The organism is Celeribacter ethanolicus (assembly GCF_002407265.1).
Lineage (GTDB): Bacteria > Pseudomonadota > Alphaproteobacteria > Rhodobacterales > Rhodobacteraceae > Celeribacter > Celeribacter ethanolicus.
In genome coordinates this window covers 217,365-231,507 of the sequence record NZ_CP022196.1, presented here as the reverse complement: position 1 = coordinate 231,507, position 14,143 = coordinate 217,365, and the positions used below count along the sequence as shown (strand labels likewise).

Here is a 14,143-nt window from a genome sequence, read left to right as displayed (position 1 = left end):
CCAGGAGGGATTGTCTGTGCCAAATCTCTCATTCCGCATGCCCCGCTCTGAGGCCCTCACGGACCCGGTGGGCGATCTTGATGAACTCTTCGCTGTCCCGGATTTCCAGCGGACGCTCTTTCGGCAGCGGACTCTCGATCACATCGGTGATCCGTCCGGGGCGTGGCGACATCACGACGATCTTGGTCGAGAGATACACCGCTTCGGGGATCGAGTGGGTCACAAAACCGATGGTCTTGTTGGTCGCCGCCCAGAGTTTCAGAACCTCTTCGTTCAGCTTGTCGCGGACGATCTCGTCCAAGGCGCCAAAGGGTTCATCCATCAGGAGAATTTCCGCATCGAAGGCCAGCGCGCGGGCAATCGAGGCGCGTTGCTGCATGCCGCCGGACAATTGCCAAGGGTATTTCTTGCCAAAGCCCTTGAGGTCCACCAGATCGAGCACCTTCTCGACCCGGGCCGGGATATCCGGCTTCGGGAAATCCATGATTTCGAGCGGCAGGCGGATATTGCCCGCAATCGTGCGCCACGGGTACAGCCCCGCCGCCTGAAACACATATCCATAAGCCCTTGATTTTCTGGCCTCTTCCGGCGTCAACCCGTTGACCGTCAGCGTGCCGCCCGTCGGCGTCTCAAGCCCGGCGATACAGCGCAGAAACGTGGTCTTGCCGCAGCCCGACGGCCCGATGAAGGAGACGAACTCCCCCTTGTCGATCTGGAGATTGACGTCCTTGAGCGCATGCACAGGCCCGTCGTTGGTCTGAAAGGTAAGATCGACACCCTGCGCGTCGATGACTGGCTTTTTCATTGGCTTCTTGCTCCAACCCAACCGGCCCCACGAACACCATTATCCAGAAAGCCAAGAATTTTCTTATCTTTTTTGCTGTAGACACACCCGCAATACGGACACTTCATCAGGCCTCCATATGTTTCACGTATTGCCGCAGGAACTTCTGATTTCTCGTTTGGTCTGAAATCATACTGTTGTCCTTCTCCCCCGCTGCAGTTGCAGGGACATTTTGAGGGTATCAAATCACACCCCCGTCACCGGAATCCCCGCACGCTCCACCGGACGCGGCGCGGTCAGCTCTTTCCACTTCGACAGCGCCTTGTTCACCGTCGCATTCGGATCGCGGGCGACGAATTCGCCATGGCCTTCCTTGGCCTTCAGCTCGCCCTTGTCGACCGCCACGTAGCCGCGGGTCAACACGTAGCGCGGCAGCGCCGTGACCTCGATCCCCTCAAAGACGTTGTAGTCGATCGAAGACGCCTGTGTCTCGGCCTTGATGGTTTTGGACATCGACGGGTCCATGACAATCAGGTCGGCATCCGCACCCACGAGAACCGCGCCCTTTTGCGGATAGCAGTTCAGGATTTTCGCGATATTCGTGGAGGTTACGGCGACAAATTCATTCATCGTAATGCGGCCCGTCTCGACACCCATGGTCCAGAGCACCGGCAGGCGATCTTCCAAACCGCCCGTCCCGTTCGGGATTTTCGAGAAATCTCCAACGCCGTAGCGTTTCTGCTCGGTGGTAAAGGCACAGTGGTCGGTCGCGACACAGGAGAGCGTGCCCGACGCGAGACCGGCCCAAAGGCTGTCCTGATGCTTTTTATTGCGGAACGGCGGCGACATCACGCGGCGCGCGGCATGGTCCCAGTCCTCGTTGAAATACTCGCTCTCGTCCAAGACCAAATGCTGGATCAGCGGCTCGCCCCAAACGCGTTTGCCGTTCATCTTGGCCCGGCGAATGGCTTCGTGCGCCTCTTCGCAAGAGGTGTGCACCACATAAAGCGGCGCGCCGGCCATATCGGCGATCATGATCGCGCGGTTGGTGGCCTCGCCTTCCACTTGCGAGGGGCGTGAATAGGCATGTGCTTCCGGGCCGGTGTTGCCCTCGGCCAGCAATTTCGTCGTCATCTCGGCGACAAGATCGCCATTCTCGGCATGAACCAAAGGCGTCGCACCCAGCTCGGCACAGCGTTTGAAGGAGGCGAACATCTCGTCATCGTTCACCATCAAAGAGCCCTTATAGGCCATGAAATGCTTGAACGTGTTGATGCCCTTTTCGGTCACGGTCTTCATCTCGTCAAAGACCTGCTCGCCCCACCAGGTGATCGCCATGTGGAAGGAATAATCGCAGCAAGCCCGCGCCGATTTGTTGTCCCAGACCTTGATCGCATCCAAAAGCGACTGCCCCGGATCGGGCAGCGCGAAATCGACGACCATGGTAGTCCCGCCCGCCAGAGCCGCGCGCGTGCCTGCGTAGAAATCATCCGAAGAATGCGTGCCCATGAAGGGCATTTCCAAATGCGTATGCGGGTCGATCCCGCCCGGCATGACAAAACAGCCCTCCGCATCGAGAATTTCATCCCCCGTCAGGTCCGGCCCGATCTCGACGATCTTGCCATCCTCGATTTTCACGTCGGCCTTATAGGTCAGATCGGCGGTGACAACCGTGCCGCCTTTGATCACCTTGCTCATCTCATCTCTCCTTGTCGGTCCGGCGGTGCCTTCCATGGGCGCCCTGCCTTCTTTTGTCTTCAAATATCCCGGGGAGCGCGAGGGGCTGGCCCCTCGCCCTTTCTCTCACTCCACGATCTCAGCAGTCTCAAGCACCGCATGCAACAGCACATCGGTCCCCGCCGCCGCCCAATCCGGCGTGATCTCTTCGGCCTCGTTGTGCGACAGACCGTCGACACAGGGACACATTATCATCGTCGTGGGCGCCACAGCGGCGGCCCAGCACGCGTCGTGACCGGCGCCAGAGACGATGTCCATATGCGAATAGCCCAGCGTTTCCGCAGCGTTGCGCACATTCGAGACCAATTCCGGCGTGAAGGTCACAGGATCGAAATGCCCAACGGGTTCCACCGAGCATCCCACACCCATATCTTCGCAAATCTTCGCCGCACGCTCCTCGATCTGGCTGCGCATGGAGGTCAGTTTTTCGATGTCCGGCGTCCGGATGTCGACAGTGAACACCACCGTGCCCGGCAGTACGTTGCGCGAGTTCGGCGTGAATTGCATCTGGCCGACACCGCCCACGGCGTTCGGCTGGTGATCCATCGCCACCTCTTGCACCATCTCCAGAATTCGCGCCATAGCAAGGCCTGCGTTGGTGCGCATCGCCATCGGCGTCGAACCGGTGTGCGCCTCTTTGCCGGTGAGCGTGAATTCAAGCCACCAAAGCCCCTGACAATGGGTCACGACGCCGATGTCCTTGCCCTCGGCCTCCAAAATCGGCCCCTGTTCGATGTGCAACTCATAGTAAGCGTGCATCTTGCGCGCGCCGACCTCTTCGTCGCCTTTCCAGCCGATCCGCGCGAGCTCCTCGCCATAGGTCTTACCTTCGAGATCGGTGCGCCCGTAGGCATATTCCATCGTGTGCTTTCCGGCGAACACACCCGAGGCCAGCATGGCGGGCGCAAACCGCGCGCCCTCTTCGTTGGCCCAGTTGGTGACCACGATCGGGTGTTTCGTCTTGATACCGAGATCGTTCATCGTCCGCACGGCCTCGAGCGCGCCCAGGACGCCCAGAACCCCGTCGTATTTCCCGCCCGTGGGCTGGGTGTCGAGGTGGGAGCCGACGTAGACCGGCAAAGCCTCCGGGTCGGTGCCCTCACGGGTCATGAACATCGTGCCCATGGCATCGACGCCCATGGTCAGCCCCGCCGCTTCGCACCAGCTCTGAAACAGCTTGCGCCCCTCGGCATCTTCGTCGGTCAGCGTCTGGCGGTTGCACCCGCCCGCAATCCCCGGCCCGATCTTCGCCATCTCCATCAGACTGTCCCAGAGACGTTCGGAGTTGATCTTGAGGTTTTCACCGGCGGCGGCCATGGGGTTTCCTTTCACATGTCTCATATCGGTCCTGCCAGCGGCGGCCTCCCGGCCAGAGAACGGCATGAGGTCCGCACTTCAGCCCTCTCGCACTGCCCTCCCGCCTTGCAGGTTTGACCATTTGGTCAAGGGAACCCTAGCAGCCCCCGGCGAAGATACAAAACCATGCACTTGCCGAAAAACCATGCAAACAGGCCCCAAGTGCGGTTTTAAGGCGATTCCCACTTATGTTTGGCGCTTTTTTTGGCAAACAATAAGCGGTAAACGACAGCAGATCGGAGATGGAATGGGAATCGAACGCCAGATGCCGGGACGACAACCACGGACGAGAATCCAGAAAAAGAACACGGAAACCATTCTGGAAGCGGCTTTAGACGTGTTTTCCCAACACGGGTTTCGCGGCTCTACACTGGATCAGATCGCCAAGGCGGCGGGGCTCTCGAAACCCAATCTGCTGTATTATTTCCCTTCGAAAGTGGCGATTCACCGCGAGTTGATCGACGGTTTGATGCAAACCTGGCTCGATCCTTTGCGTAAAATGCAGGCAGAGGGGGAGCCGATCGAAGAGATCCTTGCCTATGTTTTGCGCAAACTTGAAATGGCCCGGGAATACCCCCGCGAGAGCCGCCTCTTTGCCAATGAGATCGTACAGGGCGCGCCCAATATCATGGACAAGATCGAGGGCGAGCTGAAGGATCTGGTCGACGAAAAGACCCAGGTGATCGAGGGCTGGATCTCCGCCGGGCGCATCGCTCCGGTCGATCCCTATCACCTGATCTTCTCGATCTGGGCCACCACCCAGCATTACGCCGATTTCGACGCCCAGATCCGCGGTATCCTCCATCCTGAGGGCGACAGCCATTTCGAAGCGGCCCGCGCCCATCTCGACACGCTGTTCCGCCGGATGCTGACACCGTGAGGCCCGACGCATGGTCCCAGGCGTCTTTCGCGAACGCTCTTGGTTAACAACGCTCTCGTTAACCAAGAGCAAATATTCCCGCCAGTATTAACCCTTGAGATACCATAACCCTTTATAAAGGAAGATGGTGGGGGCTCCTGAAAAGAAGGAGCACGAGCATGACCAATGTAACGGGCGTGCCGGCTTTCGGCGGCGGTGGGTTTGCCTTTCGGCAACCTCCCGATCCACCGGAGCCCGCCGTGCCACAAGTCGCGGGAACCGCGCTGAACGGAACGGCAACTTATACCAAAGGGAACGAGCTTCCCGGCCAGAACGGCACAGATGTCAGCTACAACAAGACGACTGCAACGTCTCAGACGCATGCGGTGAACAGCATGATTTCCGACACGGAAACCTTTGCCTTTGGCGAAGACCTGCCGGAGGACATTCTCGTCGGTCCGACACCGGCCTTTCAGGCGTCTGTCCTCGAGGTCGAGTTGGATCTGCGCAATGCTCTGGCCGAGATCGCCGCGAAACGCAGCCAAACTGCCGACGAGGCGGCCATCGCTCCGGCCTCTGCGGCAACCGGAACGGTCCCGGCAGCCACGGCAGAGGGTGTGGATCGGGCCGAAGAGGTCGCCAAAGACACCCAAACCGCTCTGACGGCCACACCGTCCGAGGCTCAGGACCCCGAGAACCGTTATGCCGGTCCCACAGCGGTTCAGAAGACACCCTACGACGGGTGATCCCGATCACGCGTCAGGATGGCGCGGCTTACACAGATGACCGGACATGGCAACAGGGACCTACGGTTCACTGACCGACCTGCGATGTCCAAAAGAAACCCCGCGCCAAGGGATAAAGCACGGGGTTCAGTGAAACTTTGTCCGAATTTTGCCCCCCGACAGCCGTCGCTGTTTCGGGGTCTTGGTGCTGCGCGGAAGGTTTCCCCTCCGCGCCGGCTCCCTCATTCTGCGACGCAGGCCGCGACGTTGTTCGGATGGGTCGTCCAGTTGGCATAGTCCCCCACCTTACGGCCCGTGCGCTCGTCCACCTCGCCTCTTTCCAGCGTTTTCATCGTGATACAGCCTTCGACCGGGCAGACATTGACACAAAGGTTGCAGGCGACGCATTCGTCGTCCTTGACCGTGAAGGTCCGGTCCGCGCCCATTTCGATCGCCTGGTGCGAGGTGTCCTCGCAAGCCGCATAGCAGCGCCCGCATTTGATGCAGTCGTCCTGATTGATCACCGCTTTGGTGACGTGGTTCAGGTTGAGATATTGCCAGTCGGTGACATTCGGAACCGCCCGCCCGGAAATCTCCGCGACCGAGGTGAACCCTTTCTCATCCATATACTGGCTCAGCCCCGAAATCATCTCCTGCACGATCTTGAACCCATAGGTCATCGCCGCCGTACAGACCTGCACGTTCGACGCGCCAAGGGCGAGGAACTCCGCCGCATCGCGCCATGTGGTCACGCCGCCGATGCCGGAGATCGGCAGACCCGCCGTTTCCGGATTGCGCGCGATCTCGGCCACCATATTGAGCGCGATGGGTTTCACCGCCGGGCCGCAATAGCCGCCATGGGTGCCTTTGCCGTCGATCATCGGTTCAGGGCTGAACGTGTCGAGGTTCACCGAGGTGATCGAATTGATCGTGTTGATCAGGCTGACCGCATCGGCGCCGCCGCGTTTGGCCGCCTCGGCCGGGTAGAGAATATTGGTGATGTTCGGCGTCAGCTTGACGATCACCGGCAGGTCGGTCGTCTCCTTGCACCAGCGCGTCACCATCTCGATATACTCGGGCACCTGCCCCACGGCAGAGCCCATGCCCCGCTCAGCCATGCCATGCGGACAGCCAAAGTTCAGTTCGAACCCGTCACAGCCGGTCTCGGCGATGCGCGGGATGATGCTCTTCCAGCTCTCCGCATCACAAGGCACCATGACCGAGGCAATCAGCGCCCGGTCCGGGTAGTCCTTTTTCACCCGCGTCATCTCTTCGAGGTTCACCTCCAGCGGACGGTCGGTGATCAGCTCGATGTTGTTGAGGCCCAGCAAACGCCGGTCGGCCCCAAAGATCGCGCCGTAACGCGGGCCGGAGACGTTGACCACGGGCGGACCTTCCTCGCCCAGCGTCTTCCAAACCACCCCGCCCCATCCGGCCTCGAAGGCGCGGCGGACGTTGTATTCCTTGTCGGTCGGCGGCGCGGAGGCCAGCCAGAAGGGGTTCGGGCTTTTGATGCCGCAAAAAGTGCTCGTCAGATCGGCCATGGCTCAGCCCTCCATCAGCTTGGCGTGGATGTCTTCGGCGGCATCGCGACCCTCGGCCACCGCCGTCACGGTCAGGTCTTCGCCGCCCGAGGCGCAATCGCCCCCGGCCCAGACGCCCGCCACGGACGTGCGGCCCACGGCATCGACCGCGATCTTGCCGTCGGTGATTTCGAGCCCTTCCGGCGCGCCATCCAGCGTCTGGCCGATGGCCTTGAACACCTGATCTGCCGGCAGACGGAAGGTCTCGCCCGTGCCCTTCAGGCTGCCGCCCTCCTCGGAGGTGTATTCGAATTCGACCTCGGCCACCGCCCCGTTGCCGTAGACCGCCACAGGGGCGGCATTATAGAAAATCTGCACGCCTTTCGAGGTCGCGAGATCCTGCTCGTACTCGGAGGCGGACATGCGCGCCCGGCCCCGGCGATAGACCATGGAGACGTTCTGCGCGCCCAGAAGTTTCGCCTGCACGGCGGCATCCACGGCAGTCATCCCGCCGCCGATCACCACGACATTGCGCCCCACCGGCAGTTTCGACAGGTCGGCGGCCTGACGCAACTCGGAGATGAAATCCACCGCATCCAGAACGCCGTCCTTGTCTTCGCCCTCGGCCCGAAGCGCATTGACGCCCGCCAGACCGATCGCAAGGAACACCGCATCATATTCGGCCTTCAAAGCGTCGAGCGACAGACCGTCACCCAGCTTCTTGCCGTTGACGACGGAAATCCCGCCGATCTGCATCAGCCAGTCGACCTCTTTCTGGGCATAGCCATCGGGCGCCTTGTAAGACGCGATGCCATATTCGTTGAGACCGCCGGATTTGGGCCGAGCGTCAAACATGGTCACGTCATGGCCTTTCATCGCCAAACGGTGCGCAGCCGACAGACCCGCAGGCCCCGCGCCCACCACGGCCACCGTCTTGCCGGTCGGCGCAGCACGAGTAAACGGATGCACGCCCGATGCCATCAGCGTATCCGTGGCGTAGCGTTGCAGACGACCGATTTCGACCGGCTTGCCCTCGGCCACTTCGCGCACACAGACCTCTTCGCAGAGCGTCTCCGTCGGACAGACGCGGGCGCACATCCCGCCCAGAATGTTCTGTTCGAAAATGGTCTTCGCCGCCGCTTCGGGCGTGCCGGTCAGGATCTGACGGATGAACAAAGGCACGTCGATCGAGGTCGGACAGGCGGTCATGCAGGGCGCATCGTGGCAAAAGTAACAACGGTCTGCGGCGACCAGCGCCTCATGGTGATCGAGCACCGGATGCAGATCGGAAAACTGCGCCGGATAGCTTTCCGCAGGCAGGCGTCCGGGCTGAATACCGGGCGTCAACGGCGTGTTGGACATAGGGCTTGCTCCCTGTTGGCTTGCTTTTTATTGTGACTCACCGTGACAGCGGCAGAAATTTTATCAAGCGGTAAAATTTAAGCCCGGTCATTTTCGGTCTTTTCCCAAAGCCCGCGCCACATAATGATGCGCAAGCGCCCAAAACATGAGCAGAGTTTGCCTCGCCGCAACGGCATCTCCCCCCGAAATCGGGTTTTCACGCAACGTCACAGGCCCTATATACGGAGGACAGAAAAGACCAAACCGGGCCCACGAGAAAACAAGAACCGGGCGGGCCATAATCCGAGTGGAACATATGACAAAGCAAAACGACGCCGACGTGGCTTTCATCCAGGCGCTTGCCGAACTCCTCACCGCCAATGATCTCACCGAACTCGAAGTCATGCGTGAATATGGCGACAACGACAGCCTCAACGTCCGCGTAAGCCGCGCCGCGCCGCAGGCTATCGTTCAGACCGTGGCCGCCCCGGCCGCCGTCGCCGCCGCTCCCGTGGCCGCCGCCCCCGCAGCGGTTTCCGTCGCTGCCAACGCTCCCGATCCGTCTGAAGACCCGAACGCCGTGGCCTCGCCGATGGTCGGCACCGCCTACCTGTCGCCGGAACCGGGTGCCGCCGCCTTCGTGAAAATCGGCGATCAGGTCTCCGAAGGTCAGACGCTTCTGATCGTCGAGGCGATGAAGACCATGAACCATATCCCGGCCCCGAAATCCGGCACTGTGAAGCGTATCCTCGTGGATGACGGCCAGCCGGTCGAATTCGGCGCCCCCCTGATGATCATCGAATAAGGGCCGCCCCGATGTTCGATAAAATCCTCATTGCCAACCGTGGCGAGATCGCCCTCCGGGTGATCCGCGCCTGTCGCGAGATGGGCATTCAGTCGGTGGCCGTGCATTCCACCGCCGACGCCGATGCCATGCATGTGCGCATGGCCGACGAGGCCGTGTGCATCGGCCCGAACTCTTCGGCCCAGTCCTACCTGAACTTCCCCGCGATCATCGCGGCCTGCGAGATCACCGGCGCGCAGGCGATCCACCCGGGCTATGGCTTCCTGTCGGAAAACGCCGCCTTCGTGCAGATCGTCGAGGACCACGACCTGACCTTCATCGGCCCCTCCGCCGAGCACATCCGCCAAATGGGCGACAAGATCACTGCGAAAGTCACCGCTGAAAAGCTTGGCATTCCGGTCGTTCCGGGCTCCAAGGGCGGTGTGCCCGATGTCGACACGGCGAAGAAAACCGCCGCCGAGATGGGCTATCCGGTGATCATCAAGGCAACCGCAGGTGGCGGTGGTCGTGGCATGAAAGTGGCACTGAACGAGGCCGAGCTGGAAGTCGCGTTCCGCACCGCGCGCTCCGAAGCGAAAGCCGCCTTCGGCAATGACGAGGTTTATATGGAGAAATATCTCCAGAAACCGCGTCACATCGAGGTTCAGGTCTTTGGCGACGGCCAGGGCGGCGGCGTCCACCTTGGCGAGCGCGATTGTTCGCTCCAGCGTCGGCACCAGAAAGTGTTCGAAGAGGCCCCCGGCCCCTGCATCACGCCCGAAGAGCGCGCCCGCATCGGTGGCATCTGTGCCAAGGCCATCGCCGAGATGGGCTATAAGGGCGCGGGCACCATCGAATTCCTCTACGAGGACGGCGAGTTCTATTTCATCGAGATGAACACCCGTCTTCAGGTGGAACACCCGGTGACCGAGGCGATCTTCGGTCAGGACCTCGTGCGCGAACAGATCCTCGTGGCCTCCGGCGAAAAGCTGTCCTTCTCGCAGGACGATCTGAAGATCAACGGCCACGCCATCGAAGTGCGGATCAATGCCGAGCGCCTGCCGAATTTCGCCCCCTGCCCCGGCAAGGTGACGCAGTACCACGCGCCCGGCGGTCTTGGCGTGCGGATGGATTCGGCGCTTTACACCGGCTATTCGATCCCGCCCTATTACGACAGCCTGATCGGCAAGCTGATCGTGCACGGGCGCGACCGGGACGAAGCGCTGGCGCGGCTCAACCGCGCGCTTGGCGAGTTGATCGTCGACGGTGTGGACACCACATTGCCGCTGTTCAACGCGCTGTTGCAGGACAAGGACATCCAGTCCGGGGATTACAACATCCACTGGCTGGAAAAATGGCTCGCTGCCCAGTTCGGCTGAGTTCTACCCTTCCGGGATCAAAGGCCGCCTCACCGGGCGGCCTTTTCTTTTGCCCGAAACCGCGTCAAATTCGCGTCATGAACCACATCGAACTGACCCCGGAGCTGATCCTGCAAGCCTATGCCAATGGCGTCTTTCCCATGGCCGAAAGTCGCGACGACGACAGCCTGTTCTGGGTCGATCCCCGCGACCGGGGCATCCTTCCGCTGGACGGCTTCCACATTTCGCGCTCGCTCGCGCGGCTGATCCGACAGGACCGATACCGGGTAACGCTCAACCGCGATTTCATCGGCGTAATGGAAGGCTGCGCCGACCGGGAGGAAACCTGGATCAACGCCACGATCTTTGATCTCTACTGTGAGCTTCACGACATGGGCTTTGGCCATTCGGTCGAACTATGGGACGAGGACCGTCTTGTCGGCGGCACCTATGGCCTTGCGCTTGGCACGGCGTTTTTCGGCGAAAGCATGTTCTCGCGCGTGCCCAGTGCCTCGAAAATCGTGTTGGCCTATCTCGTGGCCCGGCTGCGCCTCACCGGCTTTACCCTTTTCGACACGCAATTCCTGACCGAGCATCTCGCCAGCCTCGGAGGCATCGAGATTTCCCGCGCCGAGTACCGCGTGCGGCTGCGCAAAGCCTTGGAAACACGCGCGGATTTGACGGCGCTTCCGGCCCCGCTCACTCCTGAGCTTGTGCTGTCGGAATGTCGCAGGTGAGCGGCCAGATGTCGTAACGCGGGTGATCCATGGCGTTGAGCGCCGGCGAGGACGCGATCATCCAGCCGGAAAACACCGGCGCCTCGATGCCTTGCGCGCGCACGACGAGATAGGCGTAGGCATTCCCCGAGGGGTTGTCCGCCGGGTAGCGGCAATCGCCCAGAAACACCTCGATCCGGCCGAAGCTGGCGCTCTGCCCGGTCTCGAGCGTCAGATCCCTGACCGCGCCGGTGAGCTTGTCGAGCGCCCGCACCGTCGCCCCGGAAGAGGAAACGACATGCTCCTGAATTTCGGTGGTGATGTCGCGCAGCTCCTGCTGGAAATCACCGTTCGGCAGGTTTTGCAGATCCTCGAGAGACAGCCCCCCCGCGCCGAACCCACCGACATTATCGCCCTCGTCGAGCGGCTGGATCGTGATCTGGTCGAGCCCGGTTTCGAGATCGTCGTCAAATCCGCCCTCCTGCGCAAACGCCGGAGCGGTCGCGATCAGGGCCACCCCGATGACAGCCACCCAACGCATCATTCCGCGCTCCCCTCATCACTGCCCGTGACGAATTTCAGCAAAAGGTTGATCAGGCTGACCGAGCCCTGCGTGTCGGCAATCACCTGACCGTCCTCGAAATTGAACATCGAGCCACCTGGCACCAGTTCGACGAAATTGCCGCCCAGAAGCCCTTCGGAGGAAATCATCGCTGCCGTGTCATCGGGCAACAGCACATCGCCATCGAGCGTCAGTTGCGCCTCGGCGCGAAACGTGTCGCGGTTGAGATCGAGCCCGGATACCGTGCCGATCTTGACCCCCGCCAGCCGCACATCCGTGCCGGTGGAAATCCCCTCGGCGGAGCGGAAGGAGGCGGTCAGGTTGTAGTGATCGGGAGCGGAGACGCCAAAGCCAGTGACCTGTCCGGCGTAGACCAGAAAGCCAAGCGCGAGCGCGATAACGCCCGCACCGACCGCGACCTCTGTCGGATTCTCGGCCATTATTCCGGCTGCCAGGCCTCGTAGTCACGCCGCTCGACAGGCTGGGCGCGACGGATGGAGCCAGCGGGCGCATAGGCGGCGGGCGTACCGGTCAGGTTCTCGACATGCTCCTTTTCCCACGGTTTGTGGGCGAGCGGTTCGTGACCGGGGTGGTTCGCAAACGTATGGTGCAGCCAGCCATGCCAGTCGGGGCTGATGCGGGAGGCTTCGATTTCGCCATTGTAGACCACCCAGCGGCGGGTATCGGCCTCATTGCGGTAGAATTTGTTGCCCTGAGCGTCTTCACCGACCTTGACGCCGTGACGCCAGGTGAAGAATTGGGTGCCGATGGTCCCGTCTTTCCACCAGATGAGAGAGCGCAGAGCCGTGTTCAAAATCCCCATGACGTCGTCACCTTTCGAATGTCGCTTGGTCTTTCTATGGACCATCCGGGCGCGGAGGTCCAGAGGGGAGCGCCACGCCTTGCGGGTTTTCGAAACGGCCCGCCCCGCCAAAGCAAAACCCCGCCGATCGGGGCGGGGTTTCAGATCTCAGGACGCGGTCGCTTCCTTGCTCTTTTCCTCGTCGGAATAGATCATCAGCGGCTTCGCGGGCGAGGTCACCGCTTCTTCGTTGACCACCACCTCGGTTACATTGTCCAAGCCCGGAAGTTCGAACATCGTGTCGAGCAGGATGTCCTCGAGAATGGAGCGCAGCCCCCGCGCGCCGGTCTTGCGCTCGATTGCGCGTTTGGCAATGGCAGTGAGCGCCTCTTCCGTGAAGGACAGTTTCGCATCTTCCAGTTCGAACAGGCGCTGATACTGTTTCACCAGCGCGTTTTTCGGCTCTGTCAGGATGGTGACCAGCGCGTCTTCGTCAAGGTCTTCGAGCGTGGCGAGCACCGGCAGACGTCCGACGAATTCCGGGATCAGGCCGAATTTCAGCAGATCTTCGGGCTCGAGTTCCTTGAACAGCTCACCGACGCCGCGGCTGTCATTGTCCTTCACATCGGCGCCAAAACCCATCGCCGTGCCCTTGTTGCGCTGCGCGATGATGCGGTCGAGACCGGCAAAGGCACCGCCACAGATGAATAGGATGTTCGTCGTGTCGACCTGGAGGAATTCCTGCTGCGGGTGTTTGCGCCCACCCTGCGGCGGCACGGAGGCGACGGTGCCTTCCATGATTTTCAAGAGCGCCTGCTGCACGCCCTCGCCCGACACGTCGCGGGTGATCGAGGGGTTGTCGGATTTGCGGGTGATCTTGTCGACCTCGTCGATATAGACGATGCCGCGCTGCGCGCGCTCGACGTTATATTCGGACGCCTGCAAAAGCTTGAGAATGATGTTTTCCACATCCTCGCCCACATAACCGGCTTCGGTCAGCGTGGTTGCGTCGGCCATGGTGAAGGGCACGTCGAGGATGCGTGCCAGCGTCTGGGCCAAAAGCGTCTTGCCGCAACCGGTCGGGCCGATCAGCAGAATGTTCGACTTGGCAAGCTCGATGTCCCCCGCGCCTTTCGCGGCGTGGTTGAGACGTTTGTAATGGTTGTGCACGGCCACCGAGAGCACGCGTTTGGCGCGCGCCTGACCGATCACGTAATCGTCCAGAACCTGGCAGATTTCCTGCGGCGAGGGCACGCCTTCGGAGGATTTCAGCCCGGAGGTCTTGGTCTCTTCGCGGATGATATCCATGCAAAGTTCGACGCATTCGTCACAGATGAAAACGGTCGGACCCGCAATCAGCTTGCGCACCTCGTGCTGGCTCTTGCCGCAGAACGAGCAGTAGAGCGTATTTTTGCTGTCGCCACTGGACGAATTGCTCATCACATTCCCCTGAGCCCGGGCGGGCTCTCTAACGTTGCCTCTCCGACCGGTGCGACCCGGACGGGTATTCTCGTCACGGCTCAGGTCCCCTTGAGCCGCAGGCCTCCCGAAGGGAGACCGAATTTCGCATTTGTCCCCGAAAGTGTAGGACAGCGG

The 14,143-nt window shown here is 61.2% G+C and carries 14 protein-coding genes; 5 read left to right on the top strand and 9 right to left on the bottom strand.

All coding sequences use genetic code 11. The features are described from left to right. Nucleotides 1-28: 28 nt before the first annotated feature. The 3 genes from CEW89_RS01025 to CEW89_RS01015 all read right to left on the bottom strand — a co-directional run bounded on the left by CEW89_RS01025 (nt 29) and on the right by CEW89_RS01015 (nt 3,838). Nucleotides 29-805 (bottom strand): ABC transporter ATP-binding protein, encoded by a 777-nt coding sequence (locus tag CEW89_RS01025; RefSeq protein ID WP_096804576.1) that lies wholly within the window; start codon nt 803-805, stop codon nt 29-31. A gap of 225 nt (nt 806-1,030) precedes the next feature. Beyond that, nucleotides 1,031-2,482 carry a dihydropyrimidinase gene (gene hydA / locus CEW89_RS01020; RefSeq protein ID WP_096804575.1) on the bottom strand — a complete coding sequence of 484 codons (1,452 nt, stop codon included), beginning with the start codon at nt 2,480-2,482 and terminating at the stop codon, nt 1,031-1,033. A gap of 105 nt (nt 2,483-2,587) precedes the next feature. Continuing rightward, the gene (locus tag CEW89_RS01015; protein ID WP_096804574.1) at nt 2,588-3,838 is read right to left on the bottom strand and encodes a Zn-dependent hydrolase; all 1,251 of its coding nucleotides are present in this window, start codon (nt 3,836-3,838) and stop codon (nt 2,588-2,590) included. Between the two features lie 286 nt (nt 3,839-4,124). Between CEW89_RS01015 and CEW89_RS01010 the strand changes: the two genes are divergently transcribed. After that, the gene (locus tag CEW89_RS01010; protein ID WP_081424035.1) at nt 4,125-4,757 is read left to right on the top strand and encodes a TetR family transcriptional regulator C-terminal domain-containing protein; all 633 of its coding nucleotides are present in this window, start codon (nt 4,125-4,127) and stop codon (nt 4,755-4,757) included. Nucleotides 4,758-4,915: 158 nt separating this feature from the next. Next, nucleotides 4,916-5,482, top strand: a complete 567-nt coding sequence (locus CEW89_RS01005; protein ID WP_096804573.1) for a hypothetical protein — start codon at nt 4,916-4,918, stop codon at nt 5,480-5,482. Nucleotides 5,483-5,703: 221 nt separating this feature from the next. Here the strand turns inward: CEW89_RS01005 and preA are convergent, their stop codons facing one another. Together preA and CEW89_RS00995 are read right to left on the bottom strand one after the other, a co-directional pair. Next, nucleotides 5,704-7,005, bottom strand: coding sequence for an NAD-dependent dihydropyrimidine dehydrogenase subunit PreA (gene preA, locus CEW89_RS01000; RefSeq protein ID WP_096804572.1), 1,302 nt, complete (start codon nt 7,003-7,005; stop codon nt 5,704-5,706). Nucleotides 7,006-7,008: 3 nt separating this feature from the next. Continuing rightward, the gene (locus CEW89_RS00995) at nt 7,009-8,346 is read right to left on the bottom strand and encodes an NAD(P)-dependent oxidoreductase (protein ID WP_096804571.1); all 1,338 of its coding nucleotides are present in this window, start codon (nt 8,344-8,346) and stop codon (nt 7,009-7,011) included. A gap of 295 nt (nt 8,347-8,641) precedes the next feature. On the opposite strand from CEW89_RS00995, the gene accB reads away from it, so the two are divergent. The 3 genes from accB to aat all read left to right on the top strand — a co-directional run bounded on the left by accB (nt 8,642) and on the right by aat (nt 11,204). Next, a complete protein-coding gene (gene accB / locus CEW89_RS00990) occupies nt 8,642-9,130 on the top strand; it encodes an acetyl-CoA carboxylase biotin carboxyl carrier protein (RefSeq protein WP_066711123.1) in 489 nt (162 codons plus the stop codon). A gap of 11 nt (nt 9,131-9,141) precedes the next feature. Further along, nucleotides 9,142-10,488, top strand: coding sequence for an acetyl-CoA carboxylase biotin carboxylase subunit (gene accC / locus CEW89_RS00985; RefSeq protein ID WP_096804570.1), 1,347 nt, complete (start codon nt 9,142-9,144; stop codon nt 10,486-10,488). A gap of 86 nt (nt 10,489-10,574) precedes the next feature. After that, nucleotides 10,575-11,204, top strand: coding sequence for a leucyl/phenylalanyl-tRNA--protein transferase (aat, locus tag CEW89_RS00980; protein ID WP_096807084.1), 630 nt, complete (start codon nt 10,575-10,577; stop codon nt 11,202-11,204). Here the strand turns inward: aat and CEW89_RS21450 are convergent. The 4 genes from CEW89_RS21450 to clpX all read right to left on the bottom strand — a co-directional run bounded on the left by CEW89_RS21450 (nt 11,167) and on the right by clpX (nt 13,987). Further along, complete coding sequence (locus CEW89_RS21450) at nt 11,167-11,727, bottom strand: DUF2155 domain-containing protein (RefSeq protein WP_342352343.1); 561 nt, start codon at nt 11,725-11,727, stop codon at nt 11,167-11,169. The genes aat and CEW89_RS21450 overlap by 38 nt on opposite strands. Then, nucleotides 11,724-12,185, bottom strand: coding sequence for an outer membrane lipid asymmetry maintenance protein MlaD (mlaD, locus tag CEW89_RS00970; protein ID WP_066711127.1), 462 nt, complete (start codon nt 12,183-12,185; stop codon nt 11,724-11,726). Before mlaD ends, CEW89_RS21450 begins: the two co-directional genes overlap by 4 nt. After that, the gene (locus CEW89_RS00965; protein ID WP_066711129.1) at nt 12,185-12,568 is read right to left on the bottom strand and encodes an NADH:ubiquinone oxidoreductase subunit NDUFA12; all 384 of its coding nucleotides are present in this window, start codon (nt 12,566-12,568) and stop codon (nt 12,185-12,187) included. The genes mlaD and CEW89_RS00965 overlap by 1 nt, the downstream gene beginning before the upstream one ends. 147 nt (nt 12,569-12,715) lie before the next feature. Beyond that, complete coding sequence (gene clpX, locus CEW89_RS00960) at nt 12,716-13,987, bottom strand: ATP-dependent Clp protease ATP-binding subunit ClpX (protein ID WP_096804569.1); 1,272 nt, start codon at nt 13,985-13,987, stop codon at nt 12,716-12,718. Between the last annotated feature and the right edge of the window lie 156 nt (nt 13,988-14,143).